19 protein-coding genes are annotated in these 21,789 nt (G+C 56.6%); 14 read left to right on the top strand and 5 right to left on the bottom strand.

What is annotated here, in order from left to right:
• The first annotated feature begins 5 nt into the window (after positions 1 to 5).
• The 10 genes from G7Y44_RS08090 to G7Y44_RS08045 all read left to right on the top strand — a co-directional run bounded on the left by G7Y44_RS08090 (position 6) and on the right by G7Y44_RS08045 (position 9,514).
• Positions 6 to 194 carry a DUF6724 family protein gene (locus tag G7Y44_RS08090; protein ID WP_165046068.1) on the top strand — a complete coding sequence of 63 codons (189 nt, stop codon included), beginning with the start codon at positions 6 to 8 and terminating at the stop codon, positions 192 to 194.
• A gap of 133 nt (positions 195 to 327) precedes the next feature.
• Positions 328 to 1,620 (top strand): serine--tRNA ligase, encoded by a 1,293-nt coding sequence (gene serS / locus G7Y44_RS08085; RefSeq protein ID WP_165046067.1) that lies wholly within the window; start codon positions 328 to 330, stop codon positions 1,618 to 1,620.
• Between the two features lie 43 nt (positions 1,621 to 1,663).
• Positions 1,664 to 2,494: a hypothetical protein gene (locus G7Y44_RS08080; RefSeq protein WP_165248952.1), complete on the top strand. Its 831-nt coding sequence runs from the start codon at positions 1,664 to 1,666 to the stop codon at positions 2,492 to 2,494.
• Positions 2,491 to 2,958, top strand: coding sequence for a cyanophycin synthetase family protein (locus G7Y44_RS08075; RefSeq protein ID WP_165248950.1), 468 nt, complete (start codon positions 2,491 to 2,493; stop codon positions 2,956 to 2,958). Before G7Y44_RS08080 ends, G7Y44_RS08075 begins: the two co-directional genes overlap by 4 nt.
• Positions 2,959 to 3,074: 116 nt before the next feature.
• Complete coding sequence (locus G7Y44_RS08070) at positions 3,075 to 3,674, top strand: YtxH domain-containing protein (RefSeq protein WP_165046064.1); 600 nt, start codon at positions 3,075 to 3,077, stop codon at positions 3,672 to 3,674.
• Between the two features lie 128 nt (positions 3,675 to 3,802).
• Positions 3,803 to 4,747: a PRC-barrel domain-containing protein gene (locus tag G7Y44_RS08065; protein ID WP_241159227.1), complete on the top strand. Its 945-nt coding sequence runs from the start codon at positions 3,803 to 3,805 to the stop codon at positions 4,745 to 4,747.
• A complete protein-coding gene (locus tag G7Y44_RS08060; RefSeq protein ID WP_165248948.1) occupies positions 4,740 to 5,531 on the top strand; it encodes a TVP38/TMEM64 family protein in 792 nt (263 codons plus the stop codon). The genes G7Y44_RS08065 and G7Y44_RS08060 overlap by 8 nt, the downstream gene beginning before the upstream one ends.
• A gap of 267 nt (positions 5,532 to 5,798) precedes the next feature.
• On the top strand, positions 5,799 to 6,647 hold the full coding sequence (locus tag G7Y44_RS08055; protein WP_165248946.1) for a TM2 domain-containing protein: 849 nt from the start codon (positions 5,799 to 5,801) through the stop codon (positions 6,645 to 6,647).
• A gap of 293 nt (positions 6,648 to 6,940) precedes the next feature.
• On the top strand, positions 6,941 to 8,302 hold the full coding sequence (locus G7Y44_RS08050; protein WP_165248944.1) for a 5-bromo-4-chloroindolyl phosphate hydrolysis family protein: 1,362 nt from the start codon (positions 6,941 to 6,943) through the stop codon (positions 8,300 to 8,302).
• 63 nt (positions 8,303 to 8,365) lie between these two features.
• The gene (locus tag G7Y44_RS08045; RefSeq protein ID WP_165248942.1) at positions 8,366 to 9,514 is read left to right on the top strand and encodes a toxic anion resistance protein; all 1,149 of its coding nucleotides are present in this window, start codon (positions 8,366 to 8,368) and stop codon (positions 9,512 to 9,514) included.
• Positions 9,515 to 9,699: 185 nt separating this feature from the next.
• Here the strand turns inward: G7Y44_RS08045 and larC are convergent, their stop codons facing one another.
• Genes larC through larE form a run of 3 tightly spaced genes read right to left on the bottom strand, consistent with a single transcriptional unit; the run spans position 9,700 to position 12,498 of the window.
• Positions 9,700 to 10,911 carry a nickel pincer cofactor biosynthesis protein LarC gene (gene larC, locus G7Y44_RS08040; protein ID WP_165248940.1) on the bottom strand — a complete coding sequence of 404 codons (1,212 nt, stop codon included), beginning with the start codon at positions 10,909 to 10,911 and terminating at the stop codon, positions 9,700 to 9,702.
• 5 nt (positions 10,912 to 10,916) lie between these two features.
• Entirely contained in the window at positions 10,917 to 11,747 is an 831-nt protein-coding gene (gene larB, locus G7Y44_RS08035) for a nickel pincer cofactor biosynthesis protein LarB (RefSeq protein ID WP_241159226.1), read from the bottom strand.
• Positions 11,740 to 12,498, bottom strand: coding sequence for an ATP-dependent sacrificial sulfur transferase LarE (gene larE / locus G7Y44_RS08030; protein WP_241159225.1), 759 nt, complete (start codon positions 12,496 to 12,498; stop codon positions 11,740 to 11,742). Before larE ends, larB begins: the two co-directional genes overlap by 8 nt.
• 146 nt (positions 12,499 to 12,644) lie before the next feature.
• Between larE and G7Y44_RS08025 the strand changes: the two genes are divergently transcribed.
• Both G7Y44_RS08025 and G7Y44_RS08020 read left to right on the top strand, forming a co-directional pair.
• Entirely contained in the window at positions 12,645 to 13,832 is a 1,188-nt protein-coding gene (locus G7Y44_RS08025; RefSeq protein WP_165248935.1) for an aldo/keto reductase, read from the top strand.
• 205 nt (positions 13,833 to 14,037) lie between these two features.
• A complete protein-coding gene (locus G7Y44_RS08020; protein WP_165248933.1) occupies positions 14,038 to 16,029 on the top strand; it encodes a hypothetical protein in 1,992 nt (663 codons plus the stop codon).
• Between the two features lie 31 nt (positions 16,030 to 16,060).
• Here G7Y44_RS08020 and G7Y44_RS08015 read toward each other — a convergent pair whose 3' ends face one another.
• Together G7Y44_RS08015 and G7Y44_RS08010 are read right to left on the bottom strand one after the other, a co-directional pair.
• Positions 16,061 to 16,897, bottom strand: coding sequence for an ATP-binding protein (locus tag G7Y44_RS08015; protein WP_206214438.1), 837 nt, complete (start codon positions 16,895 to 16,897; stop codon positions 16,061 to 16,063).
• 38 nt (positions 16,898 to 16,935) lie between these two features.
• A complete protein-coding gene (locus G7Y44_RS08010; RefSeq protein ID WP_165248929.1) occupies positions 16,936 to 17,274 on the bottom strand; it encodes a transposase family protein in 339 nt (112 codons plus the stop codon).
• Between the two features lie 199 nt (positions 17,275 to 17,473).
• Between G7Y44_RS08010 and G7Y44_RS08005 the strand changes: the two genes are divergently transcribed.
• Together G7Y44_RS08005 and G7Y44_RS08000 are read left to right on the top strand one after the other, a co-directional pair.
• On the top strand, positions 17,474 to 18,109 hold the full coding sequence (locus tag G7Y44_RS08005; protein WP_165248928.1) for a response regulator transcription factor: 636 nt from the start codon (positions 17,474 to 17,476) through the stop codon (positions 18,107 to 18,109).
• Positions 18,110 to 18,881: 772 nt separating this feature from the next.
• A partial coding sequence (locus G7Y44_RS08000) for an InlB B-repeat-containing protein (RefSeq protein WP_241159230.1) occupies positions 18,882 to 21,789 on the top strand: 2,908 nt, incomplete at its 3' end.

The following is a 21,789-nucleotide window of genomic DNA, read 5'->3' as shown; positions in this document are numbered from 1 at the left end:
CAGTCATGGAAATCATCGATTTTCTGTTCAACACGTATGCAGGCCTTGGATGCCTGATAGGTGGGGGTCTGATCATCAGCCTTATCGCCTGCGTTATCATGGAGCGGCGCACGCGAAAGACGTTCGTTGACCGCCCTGCAGGGGAAGATGACTGGTCGCTGTTCGACGACGATGACGACGAGGACGAAGATTAACGGAAAACCACGCTGCATGCGCATGTGACCTGCGCAGTGGTGCCGCCGGCGGAAAGCCGCGCCGTGCGCCGTGTGCAGGTTGCCCCGTGCGCTTTGCGACGTTTGAGCACAAGCACGAAAAGGAGAGCCGGAAATGCTGGATATCAAGTTTGTACGCGACAACCTAGAAGCCGTTGCTCAGGCGATGGAGAATCGAAACGCCTCGTGGGACAGCGCTCGCTTCTTAGAGCTTGACGAACAGCGCCGCGCTGCCATTGCGAAACAGGAAACGCTGCAGGCTGAGCGCAATGCCACGTCGAAGTCCATCGGGGCTATGATGGCGCAGGGTAAAAAGGAAGAAGCCGAGGCCGCAAAGGAGCGCGTGCGCACCATCAACGACGAGCTGACTTCCCTCACCGCCGCTCGAGAAGAGGCCGATGCGGCGCTTCGCGAGATTCTTATGACCACGCCGAATATTCCTCACGCCACCACACCGGTTGGCAAGGACGAAAACGACAACCCCGAAGTTCGCCGCTGGGGCACCCCACGCGATTTCGCCGCCGAAGGTATCGAGGCGAAGGCTCACTGGGACCTTGGCCCCGAGCTGGGCATTATGGACTTCGAGCGCGGCGTAAAGCTGGCCGCGAGCCGCTTCTACCTGTTGGGCGGCCTTGGCGCGCGTTTGGAGCGTTCGCTTATCAACTTCATGGCCGACACGCACACGAGCCGCGGCTACAAGGAATGGTGGTGCCCGGCCATGGCGAATGCCGAAACGCTGACGGGTACCGGTCAGTTGCCCAAGTTCGAAAACGACCTGTTCAAAACGCGCGAAGGGCTCTACCTTATTCCCACGGCTGAAGTGCAACTTACCAACATCCACCGCGATGAGACGCTTGACGCCAGCCAGCTGCCGCTGAAGTACTGCGCGTTCACGCCGTGCTTCCGCGAAGAGGCGGGCAGTGCCGGGCGCGATACCCGCGGCATCATTCGCGTGCACCAGTTCAGCAAGGTTGAGATGGTGAAGTTCTCCAAGCCCGAGGAAAGCCAGGCCGACCTTGAGTCCATGGTGGCCGATGCCGAGAATATCCTGCAGCTGCTCGAGCTCCCGTACCGCGTTATCTCGCTGTGCACGGGCGATCTGGGCTTCGGATCGTGCAAGACCTACGACTTGGAAGTGTGGCTGCCCTGCTACAACGACTACAAGGAAATTTCCAGCTGCTCCGATTGCTGGGACTTCCAGGCGCGTCGCGCGAACATCCGCTACCGCGACCCCGACAACTTCAAGGGTTCTCGTTATCTGCACACGCTCAACGGGTCGGGCTTGGCGGTGGGCCGAACCATGGCGGCCATCGTGGAGAACTATCAACAGGCCGACGGCTCCATCAAGGTGCCCGACGTGCTGGTGCCCTACATGGGCTGTGAATACATCACGCCCGAACAGGCGTAAGCACCTGCTCGCATTCTCTTGAGGGGAAAGGCGAGGAGCGGACGTGGTAACGAAGCGCAAGCCGACAAAGAGAACAAAGAATAACGCGGATGCCCGGCAGCTCGGGCATCCCGCGTCTGCGCCTGTGCCTACGGCTGACGAAACGGCGAAACGGAGCTCGCTTCCCGTTGTGGACGATCCGTTCGATGACGAATCGCCATTCGACGGCGATGATGTAGATGCTGGTAGCGACACGTCGGCGGAAAACCTGCTGCGCAGCAACTCGTCGCATTTGTCTGCGCGAGCCGCCGACGAAACTGTCAACACGGCTGACGACACGACCGATGGTGCGGCTGATGACACGACCGATGACAAGCGCGCAACGGAAACTCGTGACGTTACGAGAAAGCGGCCCACGGCGGCGAAAAAGCAGCATTCGCTTGGCGTACGGATCGCGCTGGGCTTTATGGCTACGGTGCTGATCGTGTTGGTTGTGGTGGGTGGATTGTTTTCGTGGAACCGCTGGTTTCGCTACGATGACGCCACCGACTTCATAGGGGAGTGGCAGATCCACGGCACGGAGGCGATCGTTCTCATCGACGGGGAAAACATCAACCTCGCCGCTGATGCGGCGTATTCCTACACGTTGGACACGAAGGCGAAAACCATTCATTTCACGATGGGAACGATGGAGGGAGGCGGCCGCTACCGTTTCTCGCACGACCGCGCACAGCTGGTCATCGAAGACGGTGAGTTTGGATCGTTATTGGGCAATGCGTGGCACGATTTCCCGTGGATGGTCAACGAACTGCTGCATCGGTATTTGGATGCCGATTTGAACGATCCATCGGGCGAGAATGTGTCGGTGCTCGATAGGCCAGGTACGTCGCAATGACGCGCGCCAGCGGCGAGCACCTGCCGTTGCGCGTGATTCGCGTGGCAGTGCATCCGGGCAGGATGATCTGCGACGTTCAGGTTCGCAAGGGGGTTTCCCGCTATGCCAGCGCCGAAATCATGGGTGCGGTTTTAGAGAAGCGGCCCGCTTTGCGACATCATGCGTGCATAAACGATGTGGGGCCGCGCTTTGCTGACGTTATGATGGGCACGTCGATTCCACATGTGCTCGAGCACGTGATTATCGACATTCAGGTTCAAGACGCGTTGCAGTCCGCCTTTCAGTCCGTTTCGCATCCCAGCGCGCAGGCGAGAAAGCACGCGCCACTTTTTGTAGGTACGACCGAATGGATCAGCGAGGATGCGGGTACCGCGCGCGTGGAGTTTTCCTTCATCGACGACATACAGGCCATGAAGGCGCTGAGGCAAGCGCTTGATTTGTTGAACGAAATTCTGAAATCGTAACTGAACACATGGCAACGGTTCGTTAACCTAATTCTAAAGCGCTCGTGTTTTCAGGCGATGCGGCCTGACGTGGCGTATAATTCGTTCCAATGATTCTTCAAATAAGGAGGTTTGCCATGAGCGGTAAATTCGGAGTGTTTCTTGGCGGTGCTTTGGCTGGAGCGGCGGCTGCGCTGCTATGCGCTCCTCGTGCGGGAGCAGATACCCGTGCCATGGTGTGTGATAAGGTGAACGCTATGTGGGGCGATGCCCAGCAAACCGCCGAAGACGCCGCCGACGCGGTTGAAGACGTTGTAGAGGACGTTGTCGAATCCGATGACCCGGTGAAGACCGCCACCGAAAAAGGTCAGGATTTCGCTCAGCAGGCCGCCGCTAAGGGCAAGGCATTTGCTCAGCAGGCCGCTGCTAAGGGTCAGGAATTCGCAGCTCAGGCGAAGGTGAAGGGCCAGGAAGTGTACGGTCAGGCATCCGTGCGCGTGCATGAGGCAACCGACAATATTAAGCCGGCATTTACGCAGAAAAACGACGAGCTGCGCGACAAGATCGAAGAAGCCCGTCAGCGCATTGCCGCGCAAGTTGCGCGCAACGCCGAAGAGGCTGCTGTGGCTGTAGAAACAAAAGCTGATGACGTTGCCCAGGCCGCCGAGGCCGTTGCGGAAACTGCGAATGAAGCAGCGTCTGTAGCCGAAGCGAAGGCTGAAGAGCCGAACGCCTAAATTATTTGGAAGCAATTGAAGCGGTTGCTTCGCGCGTTGGTTGTGGCGTGCGGGGCGCCGCTTCTCCATTGTTTGTATGAGCGATGCCAGACTGCGCAAGCGCTGGCAGTGCGCGTGAAAAGCGAGACATGCGGGGGACAATCGTGGCCAAGAGCATTACTACCAACGGCATGACGGGCATGCGCGTTTTGGGAGGGAAGAAGGGGACGAAGCGCATTGGCAAGGTGCGCCGGTTTGTGTTCCATCCTCGGTCGAAGCGCGTCGTGGGTTTTATCGTGAAGCGTCCCGACTTGCTGTGGATGTTCCATCGCAAAGACTTGTTCGTGTCCATTAACGGCTACGACATGGTTGATGGCCGCATTGTGGTGCGCGAAGACCCCGAAGCGACGAATAAGGGAGCGTGCAAGGCGCTCGGTGTTGATTGGAACGATTGTGTGCTCTGGGTGGGCTTGCCGGTCATGACCGAGGACGGCACGAGCTTTGGCGTGGTGGGCGATGTGACCTTTGACCGCATGACGGGCGCGGTGCAGTCGTTCGAAACAAATTCCGGTATGACGGCGAACGCCGTACTGGGAACGCGCACCATATCTGCCGACATGATTAAGGGTTTTCGCACAGGCATGGGAGCAGCGCTCGTTGACGACAGCGTTGTTGGCGAAGGCGACACTGAAGGCGAAAGCGCACCCGTCTTGGGAGCTATCTTAGTGTCCGACGAAGTGAAGCGTACGGAAACCGAAGGCGGCATCGCCGAGAAGGCGGGGCAGGCAACGGCCGTTGCTGTTGACAAGGTTCAAAGCAGCGTGAAGCCCGCCGCAAGTGCTGCCGTGGCGGCAACGGGTGAAGCGGTGAACAAGGGAGCGTATGCCACTGGCAAGCAGATTGCGAAGTCGAAAACCATGTTCTCCGACTTCAAGACTGAATATGACAAGGCGCGTGGTCCGAAACCTACCCCAGCGAAGAAGGCTGCCGCAAAAGGTTCGGCGAAAAAGGCCACCGTGAAAAAGCAGGGCAAAGGAAAGAATATGTTTGCCGCATTCAAGGATGAGTACAACAAGGCGCGACACGATGACTAAGCGCGCTGAACAAAGTACTGCGAGCAAGCGTGAGTCTGTTAGGCAGAAGGCGCACGAGAAAGCGCACGAAGAGGTAAGTGTTCGTGGGCATCGCATGGAGCAAGGCGATGTGTTTAAGTTCGTCGGGTTCGTTGCGTTCTTCGTGCTGATGGTTGTCATTGTGGTGCTGTGCTGGCCGCTGTTTGGAACGTTGTTCGGAGAAGGCGGTCTTGAAGAAGTAAAGCGCCAGGTGAGCGAAGCTGGTCCGTTGGGTATGCTGCTGCTGTTGGGCTTGCAGTTCTTGCAGGTAGTGGTGGCGGTTATTCCTGGCGAGGCCGTGCAGATCGTTGCGGGACTGCTGTATGGTCCGTGGGTAGGGGCGGCTATCGTCTTGGTCGGTTGTGTGGTGTCGAGCTTCGTGGTCTTTCAGCTCGTGCACAAGCTGGGCGCACCGTTTGTTCGCAGTATGGTGCCCGAGAAGTATATGGACAAGATTCGCAATTTCGAACAAGGCTCGAAGCTCAACGTGGCCGTGTTCGTGCTGTTTTTGATCCCCGGATTACCTAAGGATGTGTTCACGTACGTGGTTCCGCTCACATCCATGCGTCTGCGCGAGTTTTTGCTGCTTTCAAACATCGCGCGCATTCCAGGCGTGGTGGTGTCAACCTACGCGGCGCATGGGTTCACGCAGGGGAAGTTTCTGGAAAGCGCGTTTCTGTTTTTGGTTGCCGCCATCATTGCCGTTGCCGGCTTGCTGGCAAGTGAGCACATCATGAAGTACTTTGAAGCGAAACACCACAAGTAACGCCTACATATCTGAGCGAGGTTGCGCCGTTTCCTGTGTGTAATGGTGTACACGAGTACAGGCTTCAGGTTACCAGGTGCCCGTCTTAGCTGCTCAGGACTGGTGGCGTTAGTTCGTTACGTTTCGAGCATGCCCTACGTGTGGGTAAGCGCTTGGTAACGGTTGGTAAAACGATGGAAGGGCGCGTGCCAGCGAGTTTCTGGTTGCAAGTACACTCTGCCCAGCACATTGTTATTCCGAAACCATTATGAATAGAAGGGGTTACGTATGACCGAAAACGGCAATCAATCGTTACAGCGTCCGCTTGCCGAGCGGCTTGCCCAGGCGGAAACCGAATACGCTGCAGCGCAGTCGAAGGTAGAGTCGCTACGTATGCAGATGGAAGAAGAAATGAAACAACGCCGGGCAGATGCTCCGGAGACTGCAAACTCTCAACCAGCACCCGAGGAAGAAAGCTCCCAGTTGATGACAGAGGATGCCGGAGCGCAAGAACAGACAATCGAATCTGATCTTCCGGCTGAATTTCAGCCAATTGTGGAGGTTGTTGAGTCTCAGCCAGCGCCAGAGGAAGCAAACTCTCAGCCTGCGCCCGAGGATGCTGCAGTGCAGCCACAGCAGTTCTACCAGCCGCCGTATCAGGCATTCCAGCAACCGCAGCAGGTGCCATTGTACGGGCAACCGGATCAGCTGGGTCAAGTGGGACAGCCGGCGTCGCCGTACGGGCAGCCAAGCCAGCCAAGCCAGCCAAGCCAGCCGGGCTACTATCAAGCGCCTGTACAGCCGCCTTATGGTAACCCTTACGCTAGCGGACCGCAGATGCCGCCTCAGCCTGGTGTTGCTCCGGGAACCATGCCGGCTGGTGGCGTGACAAAAGATCACGTTGCGGCAGGCTTACTCGCGTTGTTCTTAGGCACGCTTGGCGTTCACAAGTTCTATCTGGGGTACAACACGGCGGGCTTCATCATGCTGGCCATCACGGTTATCGGTGGGCTGATATGCGGCATTGGTATTTTCGCCATGTGCGTGGTGAGCATCATTGAGGGCGTTATGTACCTCACGAAAAGCCAGTCGGAGTTCGAGCGAACCTATCTCATGCAGCAGCGTCAATGGTTCTAGCGGCGTTGCGCTTACCGCACTATTGCTATGTCGCTACGGCGCCGCTGCATTCTTGCCATGGTGCAGTGGCGCCGCACTCGTATATGAGCGAAAAGCTCCCGTCGGAAACACAATGCCGCGGGAGCTTTTCGAGACTTTTCGACACTATTCGAGTCGTAAAATCAAGCGGCAAAGTTGCATGTCGGGGGAGGGAAGGCGCAGGTAGGCGCAGCTCGTTTTCCCTGTGTGTTTGCTCAGAGGGTCATCCTTGCATGGTAGAATTTTGTCCGCACATTCCACATGAGAGGCAGTTGATGAGTCAACACAATTCTTATAAAGATTGGAATTCGAAGGCGAACAGCACTAACGCATCGCGTGGCGCGCAAACTGGTATGCCCAAGCGCGATATGTCTGCCCAGGATTTCGAGAAGATGTGCCGTTCTATCGAGCAATCAGTCTCTCAGGTGGTCAAGTTGGTTGGTACGGGCATCGACGCGGCGAACGTGGCGGCGGGGCACGTAGCAAACGAGTGGCAGCGCGCCCGCCAGCAAACCACCCAGCAGCCCCTGAAACCTCAGAAGCCCCAGCAAGCTCGCCCGGTATCACAGCCGCCGCAGCCGCCTCGGCCTCAGCAGTTGTGGCAGGCCCAAGCGATGGCCAATCCTAAGGCGTATGGGACTGATCGTTTCGCGCGCATGAAAAACCGCTTTCGCTCGACGGCTGGCCTTACAGCAACCGGCGTACTCATGACTGTTTTCGGCGGCTCGCTGACTGTTACGTTTACCGTGGCACTTATTGTCATGCTCGTTACCTTGCCGGTGGTTGGTATGAGTGGTGCCGTCGCTGTTCCCGCGCTGTTTGCGACGTTCGCGGCACTTTCCGCCGGGCTCCTTGCTGTAGGTATTCGCCGTTTGCGCAGCTCGCAGCGCGTAAAGGCGTTTCGTCGCATATTTGGCGAGCGCGAGGTGTGCAGCATATCCGAACTCGCTGCGCAGTTGCACGTAAGTGAGTCGAAGGTTCTTGGTATGGCGCGGCGTTTGCTTAAACTGGGCATGCTTCCCCAAGGGCATATCGACGACGAGGAAACGTGTCTTATGTTGACCGATGAGTCGTACGAGCTGTATCGACAAATGCAGCGCGCCCGTACCCAGCAACTCGAACAGGAGCGCCAGCAAAAACTTTCGGCGCAACAGGAAGAGCGCATTCGGGCGCAGGAGGCGCGCACACGTGGTGAGTTGCCACCCGATGCACGCGCGTTCATCGAAGAAGGAAACGCCGCTGTCGAGAACCTGCGCACACTCGACGCGCGCATTGCTGACGCAGAAGTGAGCGAGAAAATTGTCGCCATCGAAGAGGTGGTTGGGCGCATTTTGGCGCGCGTTGCCGAAGAGCCGTCGGTGGTGGGTGGCATCGGGCGTCTCACCAGCTATTACCTACCGACGACGGTAAAGTTGCTCGAAGCGTACGACAGCCTGGAAGACCAACCCGTTCAAGGTGCCAACATAGCAAGCTCGCGCCAGGAGATCGAGCAGACGCTCGACGTGTTGCGTACCGCGTTCGAGAAGCTTCTCGATGAAACATTTCAGGATCTCTCGCTTGACGTGTCCTCCGACATCAGTGTGTTGAATGCCATGCTGGCGCAGGAAGGGCTTACGCACGATCCTTTTAAGAAGTAAGCGAAGCGACGCCGTTGGCGCTGGCGCGCATCTCACGGCACCCACACGAGAAAGGAACTGCCCATGACCGATGAAATCTCCCTCGACAGCATGCCCGTGCCGACGCTCACCCTTGAGCCTGTTAGCGAGGTGGAACCCGCACCGGTTTTGCAGGCGTCTGTCATTGAAGCGAAGCCTTCGGCAGTTGCGCTCGACGATACGCTCACCGATGACGAACGTGCTCAGGTGCGAGCGTTCTCTCAGCAAATTGATGTGGCGAACTCTCAGCAGATTCTCCAGTACGGAGCCGGCGCGCAGAAGAAGATGGCGGATTTCTCCGAAATGGCGCTCGAGAAGGTGCGCACGCAAGACTTAGGCGAGGTGGGAGATCTTATTACGGGCGTGGTTACCGAACTGAAAGGGTTCGATGTCGAGGAAGAAAAGGGGTTCTTTGGGCTGTTCAAGCGCCAAACGAACAAACTTGCTGCCATGAAGACGCGCTACGACAAAACCGAAGCAAACATCGACAAAATCGTGAGCGCGCTTGAAATGCATCAGATGACGCTCATGAAAGACGCCGCCACGCTCGACAAGCTTTACGAGCTGAACCTCACGTACTTCAAAGAACTCACCATGTATCTGCTGGCGGGGCGTGCACGTTTGGCGGATGTGCGTGCGGGCGAACTCGCCGAGCTTGAGACGAAAGCACGTCAGACTGGGCGCACCGAGGACGCCGAAGCGCTTCAGAAGCTTGAGGCGGCGTGCAACCGCTTCGAGAAGAAGCTTTCCGACCTTGATCTCACGCGCACCATCGCCATGCAAACTGCTCCGCAGATTCGCCTGGTGCAAGGCAACGAGATGCTTATGATCGAGAAGATTCAAACAACGCTCGTGAATGCCATTCCGTTGTGGAAGGGGCAGATGGTGCTTGCGCTTGGGCTTGCGAATAACGAGGCGGCACTGCGCGCACACGAAGCGGTGACCGACATGACCAACGAGTTACTGCGTAAAAACGCCGAGAAGCTCAAAACGTCCACGGTGGAAGTTGCGCGCGCAAGCGAACGTGGCATCGTAGACATCGAGACACTGCGCGCCACCAACGAGAGCCTCATTCAGACGTTCGATGAAGTTATGCGCATCCAAGAGGAAGGACGCGCGAAGCGAGCTGAGGCTGAAGGTGAGATGCGCAAGATGGAAGCAGAGTTGCGCGACAAGCTTTTGCAGGTAAGGTAATTGCGCAGAGCGTACAGCGCGTAGCGTATGGCGCAGAGTGCGCAACCCGCACCTTTGAGAGCGTTCGGCAGTTTGCCGGTTTTGTGGGCGAGGGGTGTGGGTTGCGCTGATGCATACCGTACGAGAATGCGGGCGTGAAGTAGCTGCGGGTGCTAAGCAACTGCGGGCATGAAGCACGCCTTGCGTTACTGCTCTATGTTGTGGCGGATTTCCTCGATGCTCACGTGGTGCTCGAGAGCAAGGCGCGCAAGATCGTCGTGCTCCCATTTACGGCGTATGACGGCACCGCTCGTGTTTCGAGCAATTTTCTGGCGCACGGGGCCAAGCGGCGTGTCCACTTCTATGATATCGCGCAAAAGTGCGGTGCGCTTCCAGGTGCGGTGACGCACGCCGAGCGTGGTGGTGTGGCAAAACAGCGCGTCTTCTATGGCAGCCAGCATGTCGGGTTTGCAGAGCGCACACACGAGCACGCCCGGACGGCCTTTCTTCATGCCAATGGGTATGGTGAATGCATCGAGTGCGCCCGCTTCCATCAGCTGCTCGCAGGCAAACGCAATATCCTCGGCAGTCATGTCGTCAACGTTGCAGCAAGCTTCCACGATGTCGCCGTCAGAGGTAGCTGCGCCGACAGTCTCGCCTAAGAATGCGCGCACGCAGTTGGCGATGGGCATGCGCTTGGTGCCGATGCCGTAACCTATGGCTGTCGTGCTCATGATGGGGCGCTGTGCGAACGTGGTAGCGAAGTATTTTAGTAGTGCGGCACCCGTGGGAGTGCAGAATTCGCCTTCGAGGTCGCCCGCATAGTTCGGCACGCTTTCGAGCAGAAGCGCCGTGGCGGGTGCGGGCACGGGTAACACGCCATGAGCGCAGTGGACGCTGCCATAGCCCGTGCGCACTGGTGAGGCTATTACGCGCTCGGGTGAAATCATGTCCATCAATAAGCAGGCGAAGGTCACGTCGGCAATGGCATCGAGCGTGCCGACTTCGTGGAAATGTATGTCGTTCATGGTGGTGCCGTGCACGGTTGCTTCGGCTTCCGCTATCAGGCGATATACCGCGCACGCATTCCGTCGCACCGCTTCGGGTAATGAGGTGAAGCTGTCGATGGTTTCCGTCACCTGTAGGTAGGATCGATGCTCGTGGTGGTGCTCGTGCGCGTGCGCGCCGGGGTGGTTGTGGTACGGTTCTTCTTCGCCATGCACGAACACATGCACCTGCGTTCCGGTTATGCCACAGGTTTTTGTGCGCTCGGCTTTCACCTGCACACCTGGCAGCGGCAGCTCATTCATGTGCTGGATCGCTTCAGTGGCTTGATCGGCAGGAAGCAGATCAAGCAGTGCGCTGCAGAGCATGTCGCCTGCGATGCCTGCATTGCATTCAAGATACAGAAAGGGCATGTGGTTCACTCCTTGGAAATCTCGGAGCTTTCAGGAACTTCAGAGGCCCTGGAACCTCCAGAACTCTCTGAGGCCCCGAAACCCTTCGCTTTCATGTGGTTGATACGGCTGGCAAGAAAGCCCGCGCCGAAGCCGTTGTCGATGTTCACGACGGAAACCCCGCTCGCGCACGAGTTCAGCATGCTTAGCAGCGCCGCGATGCCGCCGAACGACGCGCCGTAGCCCACGCTGGTGGGCACCGCGATGACGGGGCAGTCGACCAGGCCGCCCAACACGCTGGGCAAAGCACCTTCCATACCAGCAACAGCCACCACTACGGTTGCGCTCATCAGGTCGTCCATGTGCGAAAGCGTGCGGTGCAGTCCCGCCACGCCCACGTCGTACAGGCGCAGCACGCGGTTTCCTTCCACCTCGGCAGTAAGCGCCGCTTCCTCGGCTACGGGGATGTCGCTTGTTCCGCCGGTGGCTATGACAATCGTGCCCAAGCCGTCGGGTTCGGGCACGGTGCCAACAATGCCGACGCGTGCCTGTTCATGGTAGGTAAGGCCGTCGATGCGCCCGTCAAGTTCTGTTGCCGCTTCCGCAAATAAGCGCGTTATCAGCACCGTGTTCTGGCCGCTTTCTCGCAGCGCCTCAATGATGCCCGCCATCTGCTCGGGCGTTTTCCCTGCGCCGTAGATCACTTCGGTAGATCCTTGGCGAACCTTGCGATGCAAGTCAACCTTCGCGTACCCGATGTCGCGATAGGGCTCAGTCCTGATGCGCCCCAGTGCTTCATCCACAGAAAGCTCGCCGGCGCGCACCTGTTCGAGCATCTTACGCAATTCGTTATTCACTCGTTCGCTCCTTTAAATCAAGCAGCACCTCGTCGTAATCGGCGGCAAGCGCTGCTCGTATGGCCTCGTGCTCGTTCAGCAGTTTATCCCACTGATCGCGGGGAAGTTGAATGCGCGCGCAGGAGCCGCATCGTCGCACGCGAAAATCAGAGAACCCGCATTCGCGCAAAAAGCTCTCGGCGCGTTCGGTGGCGGCCAGTGCTTCGGCCGTGAGGGGTTGATCGTGCGAAATACGCGTTGCCAGGCACGAATAGCTTGGCTTGTTCCACGTGGGCAAGCCGAATTCGTGCGAGAGTTTGCGAATCTGCCGCTTCGTCAGCCCGCACTCGCGCAGCGGCGATCGCACGCCCAATTCCTGCAACGCGCGCATGCCAGGACGATCGGATGCGTTGTCGCTTGCGTTTGTTCCGTCGATCACCACGGGAAGTCCATCGCGCTGCGCCGCATTCGCAATAGCGTTGAAGATGGCGCGCTTGCACCAGTAGCACCGATCCGGTGGGTTAGAAGCGATGCGCGTATCGGCAAGCACGTCAAGCGGAATTTCCGTCAGCTTCACGCCGCATGATGCCGCCAACTTCCGCGCGTCTTCTCGTTCGAACCGTGGTTGGAACGCCGAAATCACGTAGTAGGCGCGCACGTGCGCCTTCGCTTCGCGCGCCGCATGCAGCAAAAAGACAGAGTCTACACCTCCGGAAAAGGCAAGCGCCACCTGCGGATGCTCTGCAAACCATGCTTTCAGTCTAGTGTTCACGCGCCTTGGGTCCTTCCCTTCCACATGATCCTGTTCTTCTGCCGCTGTCGCATTGCTCTTCGGCAAGCGGTAAGATGAAACGTATAGTGTAAACAAGTAGCCGTGCATTGCAATTCATTGTAGAGAATAGAGAAGGGGCGATCGCCGTGCAATTGAGGACTGACTGCAAAAATGGCAAGAAGCTATCGGCCCTGGGATTCGGGTGCATGCGCTTTCCAACATCTGGCGGACGCATTGATGTCGATGCTTCCGAAAAGCTCATCCTTTCGGCAGTGCAACGCGGCGTAAACTATCTTGACACCGCCTATGCTTACAACGGAAACGAAGCTGCGTTGGGGGAAATTCTCGCGCGGAACCCCGGCCTTCGCGATAAGGTTAACATTGCTACCAAGCTGCCAATTCCCCGATGCCAGACGCAAGATGACTTCGATACGTACCTTTCGCGTTCGCTCGAGCGGCTCGGCACAGATCGCGTGGACTACTACCTCATCCACAACGTGACGAGTGTGGGAGCGTGGGAGCGTTTGGAAGAGCTTGGCATTAAAGAATGGGCGCGCCGCCAAAAGGAGGCTGGTCGCATCGGGCAGATCGGTTTTTCATATCACGGGTGCGAAGCGGACTTCCCCACGTTGCTCGATTCGTACGACTGGGATTTCTGCCAGATTCAGTACAACTACATGAACGAGCACTACCAGGCCGGAACAGCTGGGCTTAAGGCGGCAGCTGAAAGGGGCATTCCCGTCATTATTATGGAGCCGCTGCTTGGCGGCAAGCTTGCTAGTGAGCTGCCGGCTGCCGCGCAAACCGTGCTTGAGCAGGCGAATATCAGCACCGATCCCGTTCGCTTGGCCCTGCGTTGGGTATGGAATCATCCGGAGGTTACCCTGGTGCTTTCGGGCATGAATGCGATGCAGCAGCTCGACCAGAACATCGAAACTGCCAATGCCGCGTTGCCCTGTTCGCTTACGGCCGAAGAGGCGCGTGCGATCGAGATAGCTCGTGCGTTCATAGCCGAGCGATACAAGGTGCCTTGCACGGGATGCGGATACTGCTTGCCCTGCCCCAAAGGTGTGAACATCCCCATGTGCTTCGCCGCCTACAACACGTCGTTTGCTCACGGGTGGTATCAGGGCATGCACCAGTACATTGCCGCATCGGGCGCCATGGAGGGCAAAGCGCACTTCGCGAGCGATTGCGTGCAGTGCGGGGCATGTCAAAAGAAGTGCCCGCAGCATATCGACATACCGAAAGAGCTTATCTCCGTAAAGCGACGGCTTCAGGTACCCGGTCTTCCCAGCATCGTTCGCCTGGGAACACGCTTCATGACGCGATAAGCGCGCCACCAGGCGCTGTTCTCCTAGCGCGACCAGTCTGCCACCAGGCGTTGTTCTCCCGGCGCGATAAGCGTGCTGCCATCCTGTTCCTTGGGGAGGGGTGACACCTGGTGCGACGAAGTGGGCTCCCTAAATTGTGCGACGCATCTGGCGCGGGCGGGCACGTTGTGTCACAATCGTGGGCATCGCGCAGAAAGGAGCGAATGTGTTCGACCGGTTTCGCAACAAGGTGAAGAAGGGCGCCACGGGCGCCGCAAGCGGGCTTTCCACCGCCGATGTGATCTACGAGTTCAAGGCCACGCCTCTGCCCGACGCCATCGATGGACTGCTGTTCCGCGTGTCGATGGCGGCGCCAAACGATCCATCGGTCACGGGCTTTGAGCGCTACACCGCGCGCCTGCTCACTGAAGTGGGTGCCGCCAACATCCGCAGCATCGCCGTCGAACACCCCATCTCCGTGCGCCATCTGTCGAGCACCGGGCTGCTTTGGTTCGCATTCGACGCTAGCGACCTTACCCCTGAGCAGGTTTCCTGCGTGCTGGGCGTAGAATCGGCGCTCAACCGTATGCTCTTCATCGGCCAGGCGCTGAAGAAAGAGGGATTTTCGCAGGCGGCGGCATGCACCGAGGAACTGTGTGCGCGGCACGATTGGCACACCATGCGTACCATCGGCTGGGATGCCGACCGCTACCTTTCGGGCAGCGAGAAGGGCAACGATCGTCTTACGCTGAACGGCGTCACCGGCGCACGCGGCGGGAACTGGGACGTGCTCACGCGACTCGCCGAGTTCTGCGAGTCGGTGGTGCTGCCTTATCGGCTTGACTACCGGCTCGACTGCGACATGTCGTGCGGCGCGGTTGAGATGCACATTACGGTGCCCGCGCCCGAACACATGCCGCGCTCGCGGTGGGTCGAGGCTGGCAATCAATGGCTCGATTGTGCTGCGCAGCGTCCGAGCGCCGCTGCTGCATACGCGTTGCGCCTGGTCATGCTAATGACGGGTGCGGCGTTCGGTGCAAGCGTGGGGGTTGCGCGCGTGTGCGTGCACGGGCACGAAAGCCAGCTTTCGAATCCCGTAGTGCTGTCGCTCGAGTTCGAGCGCATGCCGTTCGTGATGGGCACAGCGCCGTCGATCAAGGCGGGCGCGCTTTCCCAGGAAACAGGCGACTTCGATCCCGCGCTCCTGTTCTCGCTGCTGCATCCTGCGCGCTGGGCGATCTCGCCCGATGCCTTCGGGCATAACCAGCCCGTCGAGCCGCTGGTGTCGAGCTTGTCTGAGCGTCGCACGCCGTTGGCGCAGGACATACGTGCGCTGCCGAACGGGCTGGCGAACGTGCTGCATGCCGACCGCGTGTGTGACCTCGATGTGATGAGCGTGCAGGACGAGGCACTCTCAGAGCGGCTGCGGTCGGCGCTGGCCGATCGCGATGACGCACCGCTTCTGGCAACCGCGCAGCTGGAAGAGCTGCTCGCGGCGGGCGACACCGCGAGCACAAGCGGTGCCGAACGCGCGGATGCTCCGCTTCTGTACTGCGAGAACGCCATTGCTCGGTATCTGGTCGATCTTACCGGAGCCGCGCCCGAACAGCGCTACTGTCGCGCATCCGACGTGAGGCATGCGGCGCGCTCGGCGTTGGCGCTTCTGTACTTAGAAATGGGTGACGCCGCTGGGGCGCTCGCGCAGGCGGAAACCTGCGTGAAGCGCGCGCCCACGAGCGCATCGGCGTATCAGGACCTCATCACCGTGCACGCGTCTCAGAATCGCTACGACCTTGCGGTTGATGTGGCAACGTGCGCGCTGCGCTATCAGGTGTTCGATGACGCCGTGTCGTATCTGTACTACCGCCTGGCATATGCGCTGTGGAAGACAGGACGCTTGGAAGAGGCGGTGGCGTGCTACGGCATGGTGCCCGAAGACGCGCAGATGGGCTCGGCGGCGAAACGCGAGCTTGCCGAGCTGCTTGAGGAAATGGGCAATCGCGAGCCTATGGGTGCGGCGGAAATAGCCGCCACCTTGCGTGTGGGCGGCATTCCGCAGGCGCCGACCGACGAGGTTGTTGAGCTCATGTCGAAAGCGCTAATAGAGCTGTGCGACGCCAACCTTCCTCTCGCCGCCGCGCCTTTGGCAACCATGCTCGGTCGCATCAAGCGAGATGACGTTCTTTCGGCAATAGGAAGATCCCTGCGTGAAGGATAGTGTGTGAGGCGTTTTGGCCCCCCTCACACTCTTAGATGAGCCCGGCAGGGATGACGAGGGTATCGCTATCGAGAGCGGAGAATTTCTCGACTGCGCACACGATGGCGCCGCGTCCCCGTGGTATGGAGCCCTTGTCCAGCACGCCGAAGCTGCGCGTCATTGAGCGGGTGGGCGTAGCTGTCTTCTTTATCTCGATAGGGTGAAGCTTGCCGTCGGTTTCGATGACGATGTCGATTTCCTTCGCATTGCGATCACGATAGTAGTAAAGCGGTGGTTCCACGCCGGTGTTCAGATAACTCTTGTATATCTCCGACACGACGAAGTTCTCCATGAACGCCCCGCTCATGGCTCCGGCTTCCAAGGTTTTAGCGCTGGTCCAACGAGTTAAGTGCGCTACGAGACCACAGTCGTGGAAATAGAGCTTAGGGGCCTTGACTGTGCGTTTGAGCTGATTGTTGGAATAGGGGTGCAGGTAGAATATGATCCCCGACTTCTCGAGAATCGAAAGCCATTGTTTCGCCTTGTCGAGTCGAATGCCCACGTCCTCGGCAATGGAGGCCACGTTGAGCATTTGTGAGCAGCGGGCTGCCGTGGCGCGCATGAAGCTTGCGTACTGCAGCGCATCGACATTTCCAAGCAATCGCCGCACGTCGCGTTCGATATAGGTTTGTATGTAGCTTGAGTAGAACACGGGTAGGTTGTCGTACTTCTCGGAGAGGATGCCCGGCATCGCACCGCGGAACATGCGCTCGAACAGTTTGGTGACGTCGGCGGGCGGCGCGGCTTTCTCGCGTGTCTTCCATAGGTTGATATCGAGTGAGAATGGTGCGGGGGTAATTCCCAGCGCTTCGGCCTGGGTGAGTAACACAGGGGACGGTTCCTTAACACAGGGGACGGTTCCCTGTGTTATGCGGTGAAATGCTTGGCATCGGGGGCCGCCCAGGGCACCTCGGCTGTGATTGGGCCACCCTCGCAATCAAGACGCGGCAGCTTGCAGTGGATGTAGGTCTTGTATTGCCATATGTCCAAATGGCGCCACGTGCGCTCGCGCGTATCGCACACGCCGTGCATCACCCCACATCTCGGACATCTTAAGGCATACCCCGGCGTCCTTTCGATGTAGACATGCAGTTCATCAGGATCGGGATTGCAATCCCTCATCTCAACGTCGACAACAGTCCACTCATCTCCGAGGTTCAATGATTTTGCAATGATCGTTGCCAGCATCTTCGTTTGTGGGTTCATTTTGACATCTCCGTATGTTTCCGCTTACATGCTAAATGATACCGCTTGGCCCCGCTTGTAACTACACTTCCCACAGCTGGCACCCTGTGCTACCCACTAAAAACCGCGAAGGGCCAACTTTGATTTCAAGGTTCTGTACCTGTTGTCATTACCGTTGGCTATTTTCGGTCTTTCGGTGTCGCAGTATGGAGGCGGAGCCTTGAACGTCATAAGTGCCATCTGTACAAACGCCAGCCTCTCGTTTTTTGTACTGTTCGCTATTACCCTGCTGTGTAGCATCGCCTATCGATACAACGTGAACCCGCTGTGGTTGTTGGGTTTTGCTGAGGCAATGAAGATTCTCGGATCGGTTTTGGGCTTGGTGGTGGGAACCGTATTCATGGTTGATGCGTTACCGGTAAACATCCAGCTGTTTACAGACATCCTGGTTGTGGTACTGGTGGTGCTATTCATGATCTTCTTGTCGGATAAGGATTATCGTGGTACCTGGGGCAGTGTGCCCGTGAACGCCGATGAAACTTCAGCCGTAGGTGCTCACGGTCAGTCGTACTTCGAGGCATTGTTGGATGCCTGTGCCCATATGGCGCACCAGTATGGGCTTACGCGCCGTGAAGAGGAAGTGGTGTTTCTGCTGGCGCAGAACAAGTCGTTGCAAAGTATCGAGGATGAGTTGTGTATAACTACCGGTACGGCGAAGTCGCACTGTCATCACATCTACACGAAAATGGGTGTGCATAAGCGTCAGGAGTTGATAGGCCTCATCGAGAACGACAAGGCCATGAAGGCCATGCGCCGTTCGATTCAAGCGGGGCGGCAGGTGAGATCGGGTCACTGAGGTCTTTTTCGGAGTTAGGGTTGGTTGGTGGCGCAACGGTAACGGTAGGTAGGGGTAGGGTGAAATGTTACCGAAACGCATCTTTCAGCGTCGCGGAAACTGTTACAATACAAGCACCGGCAAAGCCCGTCTGCGATTAACAGTGTTACGGGCGGCGCAGGTTAGTTGTTAAGGGCGGTAGCGGTCACTACCGCCCATGTTCTTCACCTTCGTCATCCGCTCGCGATTTCCATTCCCTCCAAATTTCGAGGATAAACCCCGCTACGGTTGCAATTGCAGCCACGATAGAAAGAATTTTCTCAAACATAAGCGATCACTCCCTTCGAAAAGAAGTGCCGCCCGCGTCGGACTTTGCCGGTTTCGCGATTCTAGCACACAAGGGCCTGGCAACCCCTCCATGAGGCATTAACCGCTACGACAATTGGAAGGGCGCCGGATGAATGAGTGGCATCCCGCCAACTTATATAGATTATGGGGGGAGGGGCCAAATCTCCATAACCCAAATGAGGCATTTGTCAACTGCTTGTAGTATACTTGGTACTAGGTGTCAGTATGCTTTGCCGCAGGTTGGTTCGCGGAAAAGCCTGCTGAACAGTAAAAATGCGAATAACCTAAAGTTTGCTCCGCACATGCATTTTTTCGGTGGGCCGAAAATAATAGGGGGTACACCGAAAAATGCTGGGGAATTACGAAGAGGGAGTCTGGTTGCAGATACCAGACGAGCGTGTGGGGCAAAGAACTGACGACCGAAACGTCAAGTTAGGTGGTTGCCATGTTTGAGCGATTGATAGATGTAAGGAACACATTCGAAGGTAAGTTCCTGGCGGTGTTGCTTTCCGTGTCGCTGATGTTTAGCTCCACGAATGCGCTGGCGTTCGCCGAGGTGAACGACGAAGCGAATGAGGGTGCTGCAACTGGTACCGAGCAGGTTGCCGAAGGCTCCGGCCAGGGAGCCGACGGGTCTACACCTGCGCCTGCAAACAACCAGCCTACTGTGCCCGAGACTGAACCTGTCACGGAGGTGCCAGCGGAACCACCTACGCAGCAGCTCGCAACGCAGCCGGATGCGACACAGCAGAACGAGAGAGATTCTGCGGCAAGCGACAACGCCGATGCGCAGGAAGAGAGCGTGCGTCCTGGTGAGGCCAAAGTTACCTTTATGTTGCAAGATGCGTACGTTAAGGTAAAAGGTCAGGAGCTTACCGGCCTTAATGAGGTCGAGCTGACGGTGGAAGGCGCAAAGGAGCTGAAGTTTAGCGCCTTTGCAAATACCGATTGCGAGCTGACCGAGGTCAAGGCGAAGAATTCCAAAACCAACGAGGTGCCCATGCGCAGCGAGGGCAACGAGTACACCATCGAAGCCGCTGACGTTGACAGCACGCTGGAAATAACCGTTGAAACCGAGAGTGATCAGGACAGCCGTACTACAGAAAATGATGTTACTACTTTGACTCTAGAGACAGCTCTTAAGAACGAAAACGATCATCATAACGATATTCAAGGTGCTGCCATCAAATTCGACGCCAACGGTGGAGAAGGCGCCCCTGATCCCGTAAAACTCGATAATGGCTCCGTCACTATTCCCGATCAGAAACCTACTCGCGCTGGGTATGAATTCCAAGGTTGGGCTACATCTAAAAGTGAATCCCAGGTTTCTTATCAAAATGGGCAAACCTACAGCGATCTTGAGGCTGGTGTGACGCTCTATGCTGTCTGGAAAGAAGTTGAAGCGCCAAGTATTACGATCATAGCGCAAGGTGAGACTACTATAGAAAAACAGATTGGGACGGTTCAGCTTGTCGCTACGACGGTGCCTGCAGATGCTCATGTGACATGGTCTTCTAAAATACCAGCTATTGCCACAGTTGATGAAAAAGGATTGGTAAAGGCAGGGGATACGCCGGGTACGGTGCAGATAACAGCAACAAGTGGTGAAGAGACAGCCAATATTTCCATTACAGTTAAAGCGTTTGAAACGATCACATTTGATTCCAATGGTGGAAACATAGAAGTACCTCCGCCGAGAAAAGTGGCATGTGATAGTGAGACTGTGTTGCCTGGCTACAATGGTACAAAAACAAAAGACGGAAAAGAACTGCTGTTTGTGGGATGGTCGGAAGATGCTCAGGCAACAGAACGAGGATCAGCTCATTATACAAGTCCCGTTTTTTCACCGAGCGGTACGTATAAGGTAGAACACTCCACAAAGTTGTATGCGGTTTGGGCAGAGCAAGATGTCGGTGCTCTTTTCTTCATTCGTCTTAAAGGAGACATTCCTAATGAGCCTCAGGAATGCCCAACGTCTGACTACACTGAGGGTCTTTATAAGGAAAATGCAATTAGCAACGCTTCATTTTATGCCGATTCGGCCGGTGTTGATGACCGTTTGAATACCGAGAATCTGCCTACTGAGGAAGAAATCCAAGGGTTGCTTGAGAAAGCAGGTAAAACATATGATCCCAATAAGCAGTATATTGTGTGGTATGTGATCAAGAATGAAGCCGAAGGCTGGCACGTTGATGGCTCCCTGCTTGATAGGACTAAGGTTACCCTAAAATATCATCCAAATGCTCCTACTGGTAAGTTTTCTGGTGTACCTGAAGGTCAGCAGTATGAGGTAAATACAACGGCAACCATTTCTGAAAAGATTCCAAAGCGTACGGATGGATATGTATTTACTGGTTGGAAGGATGGTGAAAAAAAACCCTACGAACCCGGCGCACAGATCAAAATGAATACTTCAAAGGATCTATATGCTCAGTGGGAGAATAGGAATAGATATACCGTAACATACCAATCTGCGGGTAATGGATCTGTTGATCCTAAGCAGAATGTTGATTTCGTAACAAGTACAAAAGAGATAACTGGCTCAACTGCTACGCCTCAGGCAGGTTACAAGTTCGTCGGTTGGTATAAGGATAATGTCGAGGTTTCAAACAAAGCTACACTTACAAAAGAAACAGCTGTCAAAAAGCTGAATAGAGATAGCGATGAGCTCTATTGCGACACAACCTTTGAGGCTCGGTTCGTTGAGGATGATGAAGTTGACTACACCTATACTACCGAGACTGGTGGCTCTGTTAGTTCCGTATCCGAAAGTGTGAAGCCTGTCACCGGAACAGCTCAAGGATCGACAGCAACCGCTGCAACTGGTTATCTATTTGATGGCTGGTATGTTAAAGATGACAACAACAAGTATGTCAAAATCACAAAAGACAACCAGGCGAGCTACGGTGTTACAGTTGAGGATACAAAAATAATCCCGAAAAAGAACGCTTCTGGCGTTTATACCGGTGGTAACTTTTTTGCAAAATTCGAAAGAATAGAAGTCACGGTTACCACGACCGGCGGCGAGTACACCTACGATGGCAAGTCTCACGGTGCAACGGTGAGCGTCTCTGGCCTGCCAAAGGACTACACAGTCGAGGCTACGTCGAGCGCTACGGCGACTAATGTGACAGAACGTGCAGTTGACGCTAAGTGTGATCATCTTGTTATTAAAAACACCAAGGGCGAAGATGTTACTAAGGACCTCAAAATCACGTACGTCGACGGCTCTATCACGGTTAACCCTGCGACGCTTACCGTGACCACGCCCAGCGAGAGTAAGGTCTATGACGGCACGGCCTTAACCGCTAAAGGCACAATCACTGGCTTTGTTAACGGTGAGACGGCAACCT

Origin of the sequence: Adlercreutzia sp. ZJ141 (assembly GCF_011038965.1) — a bacterium.
In the GTDB taxonomy this organism is placed as follows: Bacteria; Actinomycetota; Coriobacteriia; order Coriobacteriales; family Eggerthellaceae; genus ZJ141.
This window is presented reverse-complemented; position numbering and strand designations above follow the sequence as displayed.